Source organism: Streptomyces sp. GESEQ-35 (genome assembly GCF_017948485.1).
GTDB lineage: Bacteria > Actinomycetota > Actinomycetes > Streptomycetales > Streptomycetaceae > Streptomyces.
In genome coordinates, this window is the sequence record NZ_JAFFSX010000008.1 from 208205 (window position 1) to 223676 (window position 15472).

General features: G+C 70.2%; 15 protein-coding genes. 7 read left to right on the plus strand and 8 right to left on the minus strand.

Annotated features, from left to right (window positions below; translation table 11 throughout):
- The first annotated feature begins 66 nt into the window (after positions 1-66).
- Together KCH87_RS18140 and KCH87_RS18145 are read left to right on the plus strand one after the other, a co-directional pair.
- Positions 67-348, plus strand: coding sequence for a helix-turn-helix transcriptional regulator (locus KCH87_RS18140; protein WP_210587161.1), 282 nt, complete (start codon positions 67-69; stop codon positions 346-348).
- The gene (locus KCH87_RS18145; RefSeq protein WP_210587162.1) at positions 345-1880 is read left to right on the plus strand and encodes a helix-turn-helix domain-containing protein; all 1536 of its coding nucleotides are present in this window, start codon (positions 345-347) and stop codon (positions 1878-1880) included. The genes KCH87_RS18140 and KCH87_RS18145 overlap by 4 nt, the downstream gene beginning before the upstream one ends.
- Before the next feature lie 6 nt (positions 1881-1886).
- Here KCH87_RS18145 and KCH87_RS18150 read toward each other — a convergent pair whose 3' ends face one another.
- Positions 1887-2849, minus strand: coding sequence for an SDR family NAD(P)-dependent oxidoreductase (locus KCH87_RS18150; protein WP_210587163.1), 963 nt, complete (start codon positions 2847-2849; stop codon positions 1887-1889).
- 275 nt (positions 2850-3124) lie between these two features.
- Positions 3125-4159, minus strand: a complete 1035-nt coding sequence (locus tag KCH87_RS18155) for a PHP domain-containing protein (protein WP_210587164.1) — start codon at positions 4157-4159, stop codon at positions 3125-3127.
- A 153-nt stretch (positions 4160-4312) separates the two neighbouring features.
- On the opposite strand from KCH87_RS18155, the gene KCH87_RS18160 reads away from it, so the two are divergent.
- Positions 4313-4549 carry a hypothetical protein gene (locus tag KCH87_RS18160; protein WP_210587165.1) on the plus strand — a complete coding sequence of 79 codons (237 nt, stop codon included), beginning with the start codon at positions 4313-4315 and terminating at the stop codon, positions 4547-4549.
- Positions 4550-4560: 11 nt separating this feature from the next.
- Here the strand turns inward: KCH87_RS18160 and KCH87_RS18165 are convergent, their stop codons facing one another.
- The 4 genes from KCH87_RS18165 to otr(A) form a co-directional block, all read right to left on the minus strand.
- Positions 4561-5805, minus strand: a complete 1245-nt coding sequence (locus KCH87_RS18165; protein ID WP_210587166.1) for a ricin-type beta-trefoil lectin domain protein — start codon at positions 5803-5805, stop codon at positions 4561-4563.
- A 139-nt stretch (positions 5806-5944) separates the two neighbouring features.
- Complete coding sequence (locus KCH87_RS49110) at positions 5945-6640, minus strand: VanZ family protein (protein ID WP_247196382.1); 696 nt, start codon at positions 6638-6640, stop codon at positions 5945-5947.
- A gap of 98 nt (positions 6641-6738) precedes the next feature.
- The gene (locus KCH87_RS18175; protein WP_210587167.1) at positions 6739-7419 is read right to left on the minus strand and encodes a DUF4230 domain-containing protein; all 681 of its coding nucleotides are present in this window, start codon (positions 7417-7419) and stop codon (positions 6739-6741) included.
- A gap of 122 nt (positions 7420-7541) precedes the next feature.
- Positions 7542-9407 (minus strand): tetracycline resistance ribosomal protection protein Otr(A), encoded by a 1866-nt coding sequence (gene otr(A), locus KCH87_RS18180; RefSeq protein WP_210587168.1) that lies wholly within the window; start codon positions 9405-9407, stop codon positions 7542-7544.
- Positions 9408-9604: 197 nt separating this feature from the next.
- Between otr(A) and KCH87_RS18185 the strand changes: the two genes are divergently transcribed.
- Positions 9605-10558 carry a ribose-phosphate pyrophosphokinase gene (locus KCH87_RS18185; RefSeq protein ID WP_210587169.1) on the plus strand — a complete coding sequence of 318 codons (954 nt, stop codon included), beginning with the start codon at positions 9605-9607 and terminating at the stop codon, positions 10556-10558.
- A gap of 67 nt (positions 10559-10625) precedes the next feature.
- The gene (gene tuf, locus KCH87_RS18190) at positions 10626-11819 is read left to right on the plus strand and encodes an elongation factor Tu (RefSeq protein WP_210587170.1); all 1194 of its coding nucleotides are present in this window, start codon (positions 10626-10628) and stop codon (positions 11817-11819) included.
- 6 nt (positions 11820-11825) lie between these two features.
- On the opposite strand, the gene KCH87_RS18195 is transcribed toward tuf, so the two are convergent.
- Together KCH87_RS18195 and KCH87_RS18200 are read right to left on the minus strand one after the other, a co-directional pair.
- Positions 11826-12239: an anti-sigma factor antagonist gene (locus KCH87_RS18195; RefSeq protein WP_210587171.1), complete on the minus strand. Its 414-nt coding sequence runs from the start codon at positions 12237-12239 to the stop codon at positions 11826-11828.
- Between the two features lie 89 nt (positions 12240-12328).
- Positions 12329-12766: a MarR family winged helix-turn-helix transcriptional regulator gene (locus KCH87_RS18200; RefSeq protein WP_210587172.1), complete on the minus strand. Its 438-nt coding sequence runs from the start codon at positions 12764-12766 to the stop codon at positions 12329-12331.
- Positions 12767-12881: 115 nt separating this feature from the next.
- Here KCH87_RS18200 and KCH87_RS18205 point away from each other — a divergent pair, with 115 nt between their 5' ends.
- Together KCH87_RS18205 and KCH87_RS18210 are read left to right on the plus strand one after the other, a co-directional pair.
- Entirely contained in the window at positions 12882-14336 is a 1455-nt protein-coding gene (locus KCH87_RS18205) for an aldehyde dehydrogenase (RefSeq protein ID WP_210587173.1), read from the plus strand.
- Between the two features lie 25 nt (positions 14337-14361).
- Positions 14362-15468 (plus strand): NAD(P)-dependent alcohol dehydrogenase, encoded by a 1107-nt coding sequence (locus KCH87_RS18210; protein ID WP_210587174.1) that lies wholly within the window; start codon positions 14362-14364, stop codon positions 15466-15468.
- Positions 15469-15472: the final 4 nt, after the last annotated feature.

The window sequence follows — 15472 nt, forward strand, 5'->3', positions numbered from 1 at the left end:
GGCGTTGCGCCATGCGAACGCAGCAAGCCTCATACGCGAGACGCATGATCGGGTAGGGTCCGTGGGGTGGGACTGTCCTTGGGAGAACGGGTGAGGTCGGCGGTGGCCGCGCTGATGCACGCGACCGGTGAGTCGCAGGCGGACCTCGCCGTCGCACTCGGTGTGAGCCAGGCACAGGTGAGCCGTCGGCAGTCCGGCAGCGCGGCCTGGAGCCTGTCCGACTGCGACGCGCTCGCCACGCACTTCGGCATCGACGTACTCGACCTGCTCGCCGGCCCGACCCGGGCGTGCGAGACCCTGCCCGTCCGGCGGCGCAGGACCGGCGGATCGGCGGCGGTGGCCCGATGACCGACTTCGAGGCGATCGACGCGCTTCTGGCGGGCGCCCGCCAGGAGGTGCCCCTGCCGCCCGCCGAGGAACGGCGCGACCTGCGGGAGAAGCTGAACCTCTCCCGCGCCCAGGTGGCCCAGGCCCTCGGCGTGAGCCCCTCCACCGTCGGCGGCTGGGAGTCCGGCCGGGACCCCAGCGGCGAGGTGCGCGAGAAGTACGCGTACTTCCTGGAGGGGGCGCGGACGAAGCTGGTGGGCCAGGACGAGGAAGAGGAAGAGGTCGGGCCTACGGAGGATGCCGTCGACCCGGCGGATGTGGACGAGGGGAGCGGCCACGCCGTCGACGAGGCCGATGACGTCGCCTCCCTCGGCGCTCCGCGCCCGTGCGTCCTGTGCGGCGGCCCCGCCCACCATGAGGTCGCCGGATTCCCCCAGCACCTGGACCCCGCCGAGTGCGCCCCGACGGTACCGGTACCGGCGCCGACCGCCCCGGTCGCGGAGCCAGGGCAGCAGGCCGGACCGGTCCAGCCCCGGCAGGGCGCGAAGCCCGTCCAGGTCGTCCCCGCAGGCCGCCGTATGCGCACCGCCTCCGACGCAGAGCCCGACCTGATCCGCGCGGCCGTCGCCGAGGCGCTCGCCCGCCACGAAGGCGATGTGGACGCGGCGACCGCGGCCCTGGTGAAGCGGGCCATTCCCGATGCCATGGCGTTGCTGGACGAGACCCGCAAGGGCGGCCGGTACGACGTCGTGGCGCACCCGTGGATCCCGGAGGTCCTGCGCAAACAGACCGCTCGCGGTTCCGATCAGATCTGGGAGGCCCGCCCCAAGTGGGCCCGGCGCGAACTGCCGCCCGGCGCGCACGAGGTGACCGCCCTCGACGTCAACGGCGCATATCTGTCGGCACTCAAGACGCATCTGCCGATCGGCCAGCTGGAACACTCCACCGGCTTCGACCACGACCGCCGCCGGGCCGGCGTCCATCTGATCACCCCGTCTGCCTGGGAGCACGACGCCCACCTGCCGAACCCGCTCGGCAGCCGCGACGAGCCAGGGCCCTTGTGGGTCACCGAACCCACCCTGCGTCTCCTGCTTCGGCTGTCCGGCCCGAAGCACGGACTGTGCGACCCGCCGGAGATCCACGAGTCGTTCACCTCCGGCGCGACCGAGAGCCTCCTGGAGAAGTTCCGGGTCGCGCTGAAGGACGCCCGCGACCGGGCGATCGCGGAGGACGACGAGGTGACGCTGGAGTATGTGAAGGCGATGTACTCCAAGTTCGTCTCCACGATGGGGGAGTCCAACTACAACCGGGAGCTGTACCGCCCCGACTGGATGCACCTGATCCGCTCCCAGGCCTTCGCCAACCTCTGGATGAAGGCGTACAAGGCGCACGAGGAAGGCCTGCTGGTCGTCCGCGCCATGGGCACCGACGAACTCCATGTGATCGGCGACTGGCGGCGGGTCTTCCCGGAGGGCCGGGGGGTCTCCGACGTGAAGCTCAAGGACGTGTACACCGTCGGAGAGGACGCCGCCCCGGCCGTCGTCGACGACTGAGAAGCCCTACGCGGCGAGCGGGTTCACACCGGTCAGCTTCACCGACAGCTCCCACAGCCGTGCCGCCTGCTCGGGGTCGACTGCCCAGTCCATGACCCCCTCGGACGCGTCGGCGTCCGGAGCGGGCTCGGCGATGTCGCAGTCCTCCAGATACACGCCGCCCATTCCGGCCAGCTGAGGCGAGGTCGCCGCCCACACCTGGGTGGCCGCACCCTGCTCCGGTGTCTTGAAGCCCTGGGGGTTCAGCGGATTGCCGTCCTCGTCGATCCAGCCGCGATCGACCATCTCCTGCTTCGCCAGATGGCGCTGGAGCGGCGTGAGGATGCCGCCCGGGTGCAGCGCGAAGGCCCGTACACCGCGCTCCCGGCCCAGCCGGTCGAGGTGCACGGCGAACAGGACGTTCGCCGTCTTGGCCTGCCCGTACGCCTCCCACTTGTCGTAGCCGTCGTGCCAGTGCAGGTCGTCCCAGCGGATCCCGGAGTTGTGGTGCCCGCGCGACGAGACCGAGACGACACGGGCGCCGCCCGGTTCGATCGCCGGCCACAACAGGCCGACCAGGGCGAAGTGGCCGAGGTGGTTGGTGGCGAACTGCGCCTCCCAGCCGGGGCCGACCCGGGTCTCCGGGCAGGCCATGATCCCGGCGCTGTCGATGACGAAGTCGACGGTCCGCCCGGAGGTGAGGAACCGCTCGGCGAAGCCGCGCACGCTCTCCAGGTCACCGAGGTCCATCTCGTCCACCTCGACGCCGTCGATACCCGCGAGGGCCTCCTGCGCGGGGGCGGGACGGCGGGCGGGTACGACGACCTGGGCGCCGGCCTTGGCGAGCGCGCGGGTCGTCTCCAGGCCCAGGCCCGAGTAGCCGCCCGTGACGATCGCGAGCTTCCCGGTCAGGTCGATGCCCTGGAGGACGTCGTCAGCGGTGCTCGTGGCACCGAAGCCCGAGCCGATCTTGTGCTGTGCAGTGGTCATGCCGCAACGCTACGAATTGGAGCGCTCTCGAAGTCAAGGCCGGACGAATGCGGGCAAAAGGAAAGCCCCGACCGTGACGGGGGAATCACGATCGGGGCGGCCAGGTGGTGGGCACGGATGGCGGTCGCCTCTCGGCGAAAGGCTCCACAGGGCTTCAGCCGAACGATCTTCCCTGTGGGCGAAAGGTGAGGCCCGGGGACACTGTTCCATCCGCGCCCACGGTTTGTTCAACGGGGAACCACCTTGGAGTGTTCCGGCACCTGCGGTGATCTGGGTCACCGGGGCAGCCGTCGCTCGCGGGCCCAGGTCAGCAGGTCGTCCACCGGCCAGGTGGTGACCACCCGCTCCGCGGGCACCCCGCACTCCTCCGCCCGGGCGCAGCCGAGGATCTGCCAGTCCAGCTGGCCCGGCGCGTGCGCGTCGGTGTCGATCGAGAACAGGACGCCCGCCTCCACGGCCCGGCGCAGCAGCCGCCGTGGCGGGTCCAGCCGCTCGGGGCGGCTGTTGATCTCCAGGGCGGTGCCCGTCTCGGCGCATGCGGCGAACACCTCGTCCGCGTCGAACCTCGACTCGGGCCGCGCGTCGCCGCCGTTCCGCCCGATGAGCAGCCGTCCGGTGCAGTGCCCGAGGATGTCCGACAGCGGATTGCGTACGGCGGCCACCATGCGGCGCGTCATCGCGCGGGCGTCCATCCGGAGCTTGGAGTGCACCGACACGACCACGACATCGAGCCAGTCCAGCAGCTCCGGCTCCTGGTCGAGCGTGCCGTCCTCGAGGATGTCGCACTCGATCCCGGTGAGCAGCCGGAACGGCGCCCAGGTCGCGTTCAGCTCCGCCACCACGTCCAGCTGCGCGCGCAGCCGGTCGGGGGACAGCCCCCGGGCCACGGTGAGCCGCGGCGAGTGATCGGTCAGGACCGCCCACTCATGGCCGAGCCGGGCCGCGGTCCGGCCCATCTCCTTGATCGGGCTGCCGCCGTCAGACCAGTCGGAGTGCAGATGGCAGTCGCCGCGCAGCAGCGCCCGCAGCCGGTCGCCGCCCTCGCCCTGGGGACCCCCGGCCTCCTCCTCCAGCTTCTCCAGATAGCCGGGCACGCCTCCGGCCAGCGCCTCACGCACCACCTGCGCCGTCTTGGGGCCGACCCCCTTGAGCTTCTCCAGCGACCCGCCGTCCGCCCGCGCGCGCACCTCGTCCTCGGGCAGCTCGGAGAGTACGTGGGCGGCCGTGCGGAAGGCGCGGACGCGGTACGTCGGCGCCAGGGACCGCTCCAGCAGGAACGCGATCCGGTCCAATGCCTCGACGGGATCCATCGCCACCTCCTCCTCCAGGGTTCCCCAGCCCTGGAGGGAGCGCACCCGGGTCGGGCGGGTCCGGTGGCCCGGACCCGCCCGACCGGTCGCTTCGCCCCGCTTCGGGGGCGACTCGTATGGTTCGCGATGGCCGGATCGCTCTACGCTCTATGCATGACCGAAGCAGCGAGCCCCTATATGTCCCACCCGCGGATCTTGGTGCTCGGGGTACAGCCGGGCACGCCCCCGTTCCGCATCGTGGAGATCGACGGAGAGGTGGTCGGTGCGGCGAAGACCCTCACCGACGTACTCCAGGCAGCCGCCGCCTGGGGCATCACGGTCCACGACCTGGACGACCCGGACGTGGTCCGCTGGGTGGGCGGCGACAAGCTCACCTGGAGGATGCACTAGGACGCGGCGGCTCAGCCGACCGTCCACTTCTGGTTGGCGCCGCCGCCGCAGGTCCAGATCTGTAGCCGGGTGTTGTTGGCCGAGGTGTTGCCGGTCACGTCGAGGCACTTGTTCGCCTGCGGGTTCACTATGTCCTGTGCCGCGCTGACGGCCCACTTCTGGTTCGGGCCGCCGGTGCAGTCCCACAGCTGGACGGTCGAGCCGTCCGCGGTGGCGTTGCCGGTGACGTCCAGGCACTTGCCGAGCGCCCGCAGTGTGCCGTCGGAGCCGACGGTCCACTGCTGGGCGGCGGAGGAGTTGCAGTCGTAGAGCTGTACGGGAGTGCCGTTGGCGGAGCTCGCCCCGGCGACGTCCACGCACTTGCCGCCGAGGCCCCTGATCGGCACGCCGGCCGCCGAGTCGCTCGTCGTGACCGTCACGTGGTCGACCACCAGCTGCTGCGGGAAGACCGTGGAGCCGTCCGGGTCGCCGGGCCAGTAGCCGCCGACCGCGAGGTTGAGGATCATGAAGAACGGCTTGTTGAACACCCAGGTCCGCCCGCCCAGGTCGGCGGGCGTGCGCCGCTGGTAGACGTTCCCGTCCACGGACCAGGTGATGGAGTCGGGCGCCCAGTCGATGGCGAAGGTGTGGAAGGCGTCCGCGAAGGCCTGGCCGTTCGGCAGGGAGTAGCCCGCGCCGATGCCACCCGAGCCGGAGTAGCCGGGGCCGTGGAGGGTGCCATGGACGGTCGAGGGCTCGTAGCCGACGTTCTCCATGATGTCGATCTCGCCCGAGTCCGGCCAGTTGACCGGTGTGCCGAGCATCCAGAAGGCGGGCCACATGCCCTGTCCGCGCGGGACCTTCATCCGCGACTCGATGTGACCGTACTGGGCGTTGAACTTCCCGGCGGTGTTGAGCCGTGCCGACGTGTACTGGCAAGTACCGTACCAGCACTGGTAGTTGGCCGGGTTCTCACGCTTGGCCGTGATCACCAGATTGCCCTGGCCGTCCAGGGCGGCGTTGTTGGTGCCGGAGGTGTAGTACTGCCGTTCATGGTTGTTGACGTTGTCGCCGGTCTCGAGCTGCCACTTCGACGAGTTGACGCCCGAGCCTGCGGGCCCGTCGAAGGTGTCGGAGAAGGTCACGGCCTTGACGCTCGGCGCGTCCGCCCCGGCGGGGGTGACGTCCGCCCCGGCGGGGGCGACGGCTGCGGAGGCGACCAGCAGGGCAGACAGTGCGACGAGGAGACATCTGCGGAGCGAGCGTGGGGAGACCACGGCTCTCCCTTCCGTACGGCGCGCCCGGCGTACGGGGGCGCCGACCGAGGTGGGGGGTTGGTGTGTCGCCTCTTGATTTAAGGGTTGAACAAAGGGGCCGTCAATAGCTTGGTACGGTCCAACTCTTGAACAGTACGCGTCACGCGCTCCGATCCCGGGAGTGCACGGCCCGGCTCAGCCGGCGCCCCAGCAGGAGGTAACCGATCAGTGCGCCGGTGGTGTTGAGGATGACGTCGTCGATGTCGAAGGCGCGCCCGTTGACCATCAGGCCCTGGGCCAGCTCCACCAGCAGCATCACGGTCGCGGTCAGCAGCAGGATGCGCAGCGGCCCCCGGGTGCGCGGGGCGATGACGGGGGCCAGGATGCCGAACGGGATGCCGAGCAGCAGATTGCCGCCGATCTGCTTGGCGGCGTCGCGCAGTTCCGGCTGATCGAGATAGGCCTTGAGTGAGCGGCCCGGCCGCAGATTGGTGTGGGTCAGCGCTTCTGACGCGGGGGAGGGCTCCAGGGTCAGCCGGGCCAGCACGACGGCGAACGCCACCATGAGCACGAACGCGCACAGCATCGTCACCATCCGGGCGAGGAAGCGCAGGGGATCCCGCTTCCGACGGGCGGCCGGCGGCGCCTGCTTGGACTTGGGCGTCCGCTTGGACTTGGGCGCCCCCGCCGACTTCGGCGTCCGCTTGGATTTGGGCGCCTCCTCCGACTTGGGGGCCCGCTTCCCCTTGGGTACCCCCACGGACCCGGACGTCTGCGTGGTCCTGGTCGCCTGCGCGGCCTTGGATATGCGGGGGCGCCACCCGCCGGCACGGGATCGCAAGGCTGTACGGGCCATGAGGTCCTCCAGTCTTCAACTTCCCCCGGTCGTAGGGCGGTTACCCGCGAACCAACCGAAGATGCCGCGCGATCCCGGCCGCCGGTTCGCCCGCCCGATCAGGCGCCGTTCGTCGAGCCGGAGCCGTACGAGACGGCCACCTTCTTGAAGCCGAGGGAGTGCAGCAGGCCTTCGAGCATGCTGGTGGTGTTGGACTCGGCGCGTGTGGTCAGCTCGCTGTCCTTGGCGGCGTCGCCGATGTGCCGGGACGCGAGCTTCTGAACGGCCTGTTCGCTGTTCGGGTTGTCGGAGAAGAGGTCGCCGAGACGGTCGAGCAGCCCGCGCTGCTTGGAGACGGCGTAGGAGCGTTCGGGGTCGAGAGCGGGTTGGCCCAGCGCCGCGTGCGGCAGCCGGAGCGTGGCGGACGTACGGTCCTCGTTGACCTTCACGTCCTGCTTGCCGACCTGTCCGAGGTCGACGTAGGCGTCCACGGTGCCCGCCCCGACATACAGGGTGCGGGTGCCACGGATCGCGTCGGGCAGGAACTTGGCGTCCTTCTCCAGGTCCACGACGACCTGGAAGTTGCCGGAGGCGGCGTCGTAACGGCTGATGTCCTGAATGGACTCCAGCAGCGTGGGACCGGTGTGGTCCTGGGTCTCCGTGCCGAAGAAGTCCTTCAGGCCCGGAAGCAGACTCAGCCGGATCCCGGCGAACATCACGGCAAGCACCAGGACGACGGCGGTCACCAGCTTCGCCCAGCCGGGCATGCGCCTGGGTAGGCGCTTGATGGAAGTCGTCATGTCGACGGTCCCCCTTCCTCCCAGACCGAATGCCCCTCAAAGCCCGCGTCAGACCCGGTTGTTGCGAGACCGGGACACCCGACGGAGGTGCGCACCGGCGCACGGGCGAGCGTGAACCGCTCCTACCGGCGTGCTCGGAGTTCCCGGTCGCCGGACGGCCGTGACCACCACACTCCCTCGCCACGCGTGAGCCCCGGCAGCCGCAGCTCCACCTCACGCACCCTGCGCGCCGGCAGTTCCCCGGTGATCAGCCACGAGGCGCCCGCGCTCGTCGTTCCCGTGAACTCGGCTGTGCATGAGGCCAGTTGGGCGGTCACCTGGGCAAGGACGTCACGGGGGATCTCGGCTTCGAAGGTGTGATACGGCTCGTACAGCCGCGTTCCCGCTCGTTCCAAGGCCTGGCGCAGCACGACCGGAGTGAGGCCACGGAAGTCGGCCGCGGTGCTGAGGGGAGCGGAGTAGCCGGACCGGACCAGGGTGACCCGGTAGTCCGTCACGGCCGCGCCGGAGAGCCCCGTGCGCAGTGTCGCGTGGACCGTGTCCTCGATGGCCTGGTGGAAGGCCCGGGGGAGTGCGCCGAGTTCCGTCTCGTACGTGAACACCCCGCCGGAGTCGACAGGGCCCGGCTCGATGCGCAGCCCGATCGTCGCCCAGTAGCGGGTGTGGTCGTGCCACGGCATCTCCGCGCAGTCTTCGCCCAGTTTCCTCGGGCGCTCCAGGAACCGGACCCGGCCGGCCGTGAAGTCGGCCTCGACACCGAAGTCCTGGGTGAGCGTGGCCGCGAGGACCTCCATCTGGACCTCGCCGTACAGGAGCAGCGCGGTCGCGCCGGAGTCCGCGGGCCGGGCGTGGATCAGCGGGTCCTGGTCGGCCAGGGCGAGCAGGGCTGAACGCAGCCGACCCGCCTGCCCGGGGTGCCGCGCCCGGACGAGGGTCTCCAGTGTCGGCGGTGCGAACTGCGGGGCGCGGTCGGTGAGTTCACCGAACCGGTCGCCGACGCGAAGACCGGACGGGACGGTGAGCGCCGCGATGTTCCCGGCAGTGAGCGGGTCGCTCCCGCCGACCACGTCGAGGCGCGTCACCCGGCCGGAGACCTCGGTGGTCCGGCCGTCCGCCTCCCGCCGCAGGAAGGTCAGCCGCTGGCGCCGGGCCACCTCACCGTCGTACAGCCGCAGATACGCCGTTCGCTCCCCGCCGGGACCCGGTCGTACGGCGAAGACCGTGCCGCGCGGCTGTGTGCCCTCGGCCGTCGGGGCCGGTGGGATCAGCCGGAGTACGCCCTCGACGAGATGCGTGACGCCCTGGCCGCTCAGCGCGGAGCCGAAGAAGACCGGGTGGAAGGAACCGCCGGCGGTATGGGCGGCGAGGGCTGCGCGCAGCTCGTCCGGGGTCGGCTCGGGACCGTCGACGACGGCCGCCAGGATGTCCGGGTCGACCTCGGCGAGGGTCTCGGCGAGCGTGGGGTCGTCTTCGGGGAGGGGTGCCACCCGGGCGTCGGGGGTGCCGATGCCCGTCACCTCCGTGAGCGGGACGACGTACGGCGTCAGCCTGCGCCTGATGTCGGCGAGCAGGTCCGTGGACCGGGCGCCGGCCCGGTCGATCTTGTTGACGAAGACGAGCGTGGGCAGCCGCAGCCGGCGCAGCGTCCTCATCAGCACCCGCGTCTGCGCCTGTACGCCCTCCACGGCGGACAGCAGCAGGACCGCCCCGTCGAGGACCTCCAGGGCACGCTCGACCTCGGCGATGAAGTCCGAGTGGCCGGGGGTGTCGATGAGGTTGATCCGGGTGTCGCCGGCCGTGAACGAGGCGACTGCGGAACGGATGGTGATGCCGCGTTCCCGCTCGATCGCGCCGTCGTCCGTGCGGGTGTCACCGGTGTCGACGCTGCCGAGCCGGTCGATCGCTCCGTGGTCGAACAGCAGCCGCTCGGTGAGGCTGGTCTTACCCGCGTCGACGTGGGCCAGAATTCCGATGTTCAGGGTCTGCATGCGTGGTCGAGTCCTCGAGAACCGTCGTCCAGTAGGGGCGCTGGGAGATTCCGAGGAGTCGGCGCATGCGAAGGATCCTGACGTGAGGGAATGCGGACGCCGCCATGATGGCCTGCTGTCCGATGCGGTCCGCAACCGAATTTCCGCGGTCAGTAGCATGAGGGCGCCAGCCCGGAATGATCATGCGAGGAGCGGACGTGCGAGACATCGCCGTGTTCAGCGGTAGCGCCCACCCCGAACTGGCGGCGGAGGTTTGTCGGCATCTCGGCGTGCCGCTCAACCCGATCCGGGTCAGCCGGTTCGCCAACGACTGTCTGGAGGTGCAGCTCCAGGCCAACTGCCGCGAGCGGGATGTCTTCCTCATCCAGCCGCTGGTCGTTCCCGTCCAGGAACATCTGGTCGAACTGCTGATGATGTGCGACGCGGCGCGCGGGGCGTCCGCCCGCCGGATCACCGTCGTCATGCCGCACTACGCCTACGCCCGCTCCGACAAGAAGGACGAGCCGCGCATCTCCCTGGGCGGACGGCTTGTCGCGGACCTGATGGTCGCGGCCGGCGCGAGCCGGGTGCTCGCCATGACGCTGCACTCGCCGCAGGTCCACGGCTTCTTCTCGGTGCCCGTCGACCATCTGCACGCGCTGCGTGAACTCGCCGTGCACTTCCGGCAGTACGACCTGACCCGCACCACCGTCGTCTCGCCGGACCTCGGCAACGCCAAGGAGGCGGCCGCCTTCGCCCGTCTGATCGGCGCCCGGGTCGCGGCAGGCGCCAAGCAGCGGTACGCGGACGACCGGGTCAGCATCAGCGCCGTCATCGGCGATGTCGCCGGGCGCGATGTCATCGTGCTGGACGACGAGATCGCCAAGGGCAGCACGGTGCTCGAACTGCTCGATCGGCTGCGGGAGTTGGGGCCGCGGTCGATCCGGATCGCCTGTACGCACGGCCTGTTCGCCGCAGGCGCCCTGAAGAGGCTCAGCGAGCAGCCCGACGTGGAGGAGATCGTGTGCACCAACACCGTGCCGGTACCGGCGGAGGAACACACGGACAAGCTGCGGATTCTCTCCATCGCTCCCGCGCTCGCCGAGGCCGTGCGCCGCATTCACAACGGTGAGTCCGTCAGCGCCCTGTTCGACGCGCCGCGGAGCGAATAGACAGGAGGGAGCGGATTCCCAGCAACCGCAACGCTCGGCACCACCCAGGTGACCAGGAGGGCTTGCAGTGGCCAAGGCGAAGTTCGAGCGGACGAAACCGCATGTGAACATCGGCACCATCGGTCACATCGACCACGGTAAGACGACGCTCACGGCAGCCATCACGAAGGTGCTGCACGACCGGTTCCCCGATCTGAACCCGTACACGCCGTTCGACCAGATCGACAAGGCGCCCGAGGAGCGGCAGCGCGGCATCACCATCTCCATCGCCCATGTCGAGTACCAGACGGAGCGCCGCCACTACGCACACGTCGACTGCCCGGGGCACGCCGACTACATCAAGAACATGATCACGGGCGCGGCGCAGATGGACGGCGCCATCCTGGTCGTCGCGGCCACGGACGGGCCGATGCCGCAGACCAAGGAGCATGTGCTGCTGGCCCGGCAGGTGGGTGTGCCGTACATCGTGGTGGCCCTCAACAAGACGGACATGGTGGACGACGAGGAGATCCTGGAGCTCGTGGAGCTGGAGGTGCGCGAGCTGCTCACCGAGTACGAGTTCCCGGGCGACGACGTCCCGGTCGTGCAGGTCTCCGCGCTGAAGGCCCTGGAGGGCGATCCGCGGTGGACCCAGTCGGTGCTCGATCTCCTCGACGCGGTCGATTCGGCGGTCCCGGAACCGCAGCGTGACGTGGACAAGCCGTTCCTCATGCCGATCGAGGACGTGTTCACCATCACCGGACGCGGTACCGTCGTCACCGGCCGGATCGAGCGCGGCACGCTGAACGTCCACAGCGAGGTCGAGATCATCGGCATCCACGAGCAGAAGACGAAGACGACCGTCACCGGCATCGAGATGTTCCGCAAGCTTCTCGACGAGGGCCGGGCGGGAGAGAACGTGGGACTGCTGCTGCGTGGGGTGAAGCGTGAGGACGTCGAACGCGGCCAGGTCGTCATCAGGCCCGGATCGGTCACCCCGCACCTGGAGTTCGAGGCGCGCGCCTACATTCTGTCGAAGGACGAGGGCGGCCGGCACACGCCCTTCTTCGACAACTACCGCCCGCAGTTCTACTTCCGTACGACGGATGTGACCGGCGTGGTGACCCTGCCCAAGGGCAGCGAGATGGTCATGCCGGGCGACAACACCACCATGCACGTACAGCTGATCCAGCCGATCGCCATGGAGGAGGGGCTGAAGTTCGCCATCCGGGAGGGCGGCCGGACGGTGGGCGCCGGTCAGGTCACCAGGATCCGTAAGTAATCGCCGTCAGACGGAACCGGACGTCGCCTCGGGCTGCCCCAGGGCCGCGTCCAGCGTCGGGGCCGGGGGCATCAGCCGCACCAGGCCGGTCACCCGGAGGATGCGCAGCGTCAGCGGATGCGTGCACACGAGATGCAGCTGTCCGCCACGGTCGAGCACCCGGCTCCGCGCCCGGTACAGCAGACGCAGCCCGGAGCAGTCGAAGAACTCGATCCGGCTGAGGTCGAGCACGACCCGGGGACCGGGCCCGGCCGTCGCGCGGTCGAGGGGCGGGATGATCTCCACGGACGCCGCGATGTCGATCTCACCGCGGAACTCGAGCACCGTGAAACCACGGTCCTGGCGGATACGCAGGTGCCGGGTGAGTGGAGCGGGTTCCTGCGGCACGACGACGTCGCCTCCAACGGGCTCCCTGAGCATAATTCCATTTCCCGCCCAGCAAGTTACCCCCGATCGAGCGAATTCGCGCAAGTTCGATTGACATATGTCTTCGTGTCGCGCTCAAGCAGTTACGAGAGTGCATGCCAGGAGCGGGAGAGGGCCCGGCGGAACTGCTCGGCCTGGTGCGTCGTGAGATCCCCGACCATCCGTTCCTCCAGCTCCCGCACCGGCCCGGCGTGGCGATCGAGCAGCTCCCGGCCGGCGTCGGTGAGCAGGATCAGCAGCTCGCGCCGGTTGCGGGGGTTGCGCTCACGCCGGACCAGTCCGCGGCTCTCCAGGGACCTGACCAGGTCGGCGATGGACTGGGCGGTGACGAACGAGTCCCGGGCCAGCTGCGCCGCGGACAGACCGTCGTGTCGCTCCAGGACGGTGAGCGCGGTGTACTGGAGTGCGGTGATCCCCGACGGTTTGACCAGCTCGTCCAGGCGTGAGCGGACGATGAGTTCCACCTGCTTGACCATGTAGAGCAGTGACGGGGGTGCCTTGGTTGCCTGGGTGCCGACCATGGGATCGAGCCTAGAGCATTGACAGGAATCCTGTCTGTAAAGAGACTGCGAGCGGACGAGGAACCAACAGGAATCCTGTTGGTTGAAAACTTGGCAATGAAGCTGAGGAGTGGTGATGACCACCTTCGAGATCGAACCCGGACGGCTGTTCATCGGGGGTCAGTGGCGCGAGGCCGCCGACGGGGCGCGCACCGAGGTGGTCGACCCGTCCCGGGGCACGGTCCTCACCACCGTCGCGGAAGCGGGCGCAGCGGACGTGGACGCCGCCGTGCGTGCCGCCCGGGAGGCCTTCGACGACGGAGCCTGGTCCGGCCTGAGCGGCCGCGAGCGGGGGCGGGTGCTGCACCGCGTCGCCCAGCTGATCCGGGAGAACGCCGACGACATCGCCCGGCTGGAGAGCCTCGACGTCGGTAAGCCGATCACCCTGTGCCATGCCGTCGATGTGACGAACGCGGCCAACGACTACGAGCACTTCGCCGCCCTCGCCCACTCCCTGCACGGGGCGAACCGCGACACCCCCATGAACGCCCTCGCCTACACCCGGCGCGAGCCGCTCGGCGTGGTCGCGGCCATCACGCCCTTCAACTTCCCGCTGATCCTGGCCGGTTCGAAGCTCGGACCGGCGCTCGCGGCCGGCAACACGGTGGTGCACAAGCCAGCGGACGAGACCCCGCTCAGCGCCCTCTACATGGCCAGGCTGCTCCAGGAGGCGGGCGTCCCGGACGGAGTGGTCAACGTCGTGACCGGCACGGGCCCGGTCGCCGGCGAGGCGCTGCTGCGCCACCCCGGCGTCGACAAGGTCGCGTTCACCGGCTCCACCGCGGTCGGCCGGCATGTGGCGAGCGCCGCAGGCGAGGCACTCAAGCCGGTCACCATGGAACTCGGCGGCAACGCGGCCCATGTCGTCTTCGAGGACGCCGACCTGGAGAAGGCGGTCGGCGCTGTCATCAAGGGCTTCGTCTTCAACACCGGGCAGTTCTGCATGGGCGGCCCGCGCCTGCTGGTGGCCCGCCCGGTGTACAGCACCCTGCTGGGCATCCTCGCCCAGGCCGTCCCCGGCGTGCCGGTGGGCGACCCCCGCCATCCCGAGACCGTCGTCGGACCGATGGCGGGGGAGAGGCACCTGGCGAAGGTCGAGGAGTACGTCGACCTGGCCCGCAAGGAAGGCGGCCGCATCGTCTGCGGCGGCGAGCGGCTCGACCTGGACGGCGGCTTCTACTACAAGCCCACCGTGATCGCCGACCTGCCGAACGACTCCCGTGTCGTCCAGGAGGAGATCTTCGGCCCGGTCCTCACCGTGCAGCCCTTCGACTCCGAGGACGAGGCCGTCGAACTCGCCAACTCCACGCCGTACGGCCTGGCTTCGGGCGTCCAGACCACCAACCTGGCCCGCGCCCACCGCATCGCCGACCGGCTCCAGGCGGGCATCGTCTGGATCAACGACTGGGCGATGCTCGACCCCGCGGTCCCCTTCGGCGGCGTCAAGGACTCCGGCTTCGGCCGCGAGTACGGCCCCGAGGCGCTCGCCGCCTACACCAAGGTCAAGTCCGTCGTCGTCTCGCTCGACTGAGCGCCGCCCTCAAGGAGTTCGTACGATGTCCATCACCACCCGCGCCGCCGTCGTCGAGTCGGGCGGCGCGCCCTTCACCCTCTGTGACGTGGCCCTCGACGAGCCCGGCCCGCATGAGGCGGTCGTCCGCATGGTGGCGACCGGTCTGTGTCACACCGACCTCGGCGTCGCGAGCGGCGGACTGCCCTTCCCGCTGCCCGGAGTTCTGGGCCACGAGGGGGCCGGGGTCGTCGAGGCCGTCGGTCCGGCCGTCACCGGCGTCGCCCCCGGCGACCATGTCGTGCTGTCCTTCACCTCGTGCGGGGAGTGCCGCAACTGCCACGGCGGTCACCCGGCCTACTGTGCGACCTGGCTGCCGCTGAACCTCATCGGCGGCCGCCGTGCCGACGGCACCAGCACCATCAGCCGGGACGGCACACCGCTCGGCGGCCACTTCTTCGGCCAGTCCTCGTTCGCGGAGCGGGCGTTGGTGGACGAGCGCAGCCTCGTCAAGGTCGACTCGGATGTGCCGCTGGAGTCCATCGCCCCGCTGGGCTGCGGTGTACAGACCGGAGTCGGCGCAGTCTGGAACGTACTGCGGCCCACCCTCGGCAGCACCGTCGTCGTCCTCGGCGCCGGCGCCGTCGGCCTCTCCGCCGTCATGGCCGCCGCCCTCACGCCCGCGACCCGGATCGTCGCCGTCGACAGGGTCGGCGAACGCCTGTCGCTGGCAAGGGAATTGGGCGCCACCCACACCGTCAACGCAGGCGAGGCCGATCTCGGCGAGGCGATGGCCGAGATCACCGGCGGCCAGGGCGCCGACGGCGTCGTGGAGACCACCGGCAGCGTCGCCGTGCTGCGTCAGGGCGTCGACGCGCTCGCCGCCCGCGGCACCCTGGTCGTCGTCGGCGCCCCGCCGTTCGGCGCCGAAGTCGCCCTGGACGTCAACGGGTTGCTCGGCGGCAAGCAGGTCGTCGGCCTCACCCTGGGCGACGCCGAGACGCAGTCCTTCATCCCGTCCCTGGTGCGGCTCGTCAAGGAGGGCCGACTGCCGCTGCACCGCCTGATCAGCACGTATCCGTTCGCGGAGATCGACCAGGCGGTGCGGGACATGCGCGCGGGCAAGGCGATCAAGCCCGTGCTCACCTTCTGAGCGA

Coding starts and splice junctions, on each gene's coding strand:
- KCH87_RS18145 (WP_210587162.1), top strand. CDS start 345: ATGACCGACTTCGAGGCGATCGACGCGCTTCTGGCGGGCGCCCGCCAG.
- KCH87_RS18150 (WP_210587163.1), bottom strand. CDS start 2,849: ATGACCACTGCACAGCACAAGATCGGCTCGGGCTTCGGTGCCACGAGC.
- KCH87_RS18155 (WP_210587164.1), bottom strand. CDS start 4,159: ATGGATCCCGTCGAGGCATTGGACCGGATCGCGTTCCTGCTGGAGCGG.
- KCH87_RS18160 (WP_210587165.1), top strand. CDS start 4,313: ATGACCGAAGCAGCGAGCCCCTATATGTCCCACCCGCGGATCTTGGTG.
- KCH87_RS49110 (WP_247196382.1), bottom strand. CDS start 6,640: ATGGCCCGTACAGCCTTGCGATCCCGTGCCGGCGGGTGGCGCCCCCGC.
- KCH87_RS18175 (WP_210587167.1), bottom strand. CDS start 7,419: ATGACGACTTCCATCAAGCGCCTACCCAGGCGCATGCCCGGCTGGGCG.
- KCH87_RS18195 (WP_210587171.1), bottom strand. CDS start 12,239: ATGCTCAGGGAGCCCGTTGGAGGCGACGTCGTCGTGCCGCAGGAACCC.
- KCH87_RS18200 (WP_210587172.1), bottom strand. CDS start 12,766: ATGGTCGGCACCCAGGCAACCAAGGCACCCCCGTCACTGCTCTACATG.
- KCH87_RS18205 (WP_210587173.1), top strand. CDS start 12,882: ATGACCACCTTCGAGATCGAACCCGGACGGCTGTTCATCGGGGGTCAG.
- KCH87_RS18210 (WP_210587174.1), top strand. CDS start 14,362: ATGTCCATCACCACCCGCGCCGCCGTCGTCGAGTCGGGCGGCGCGCCC.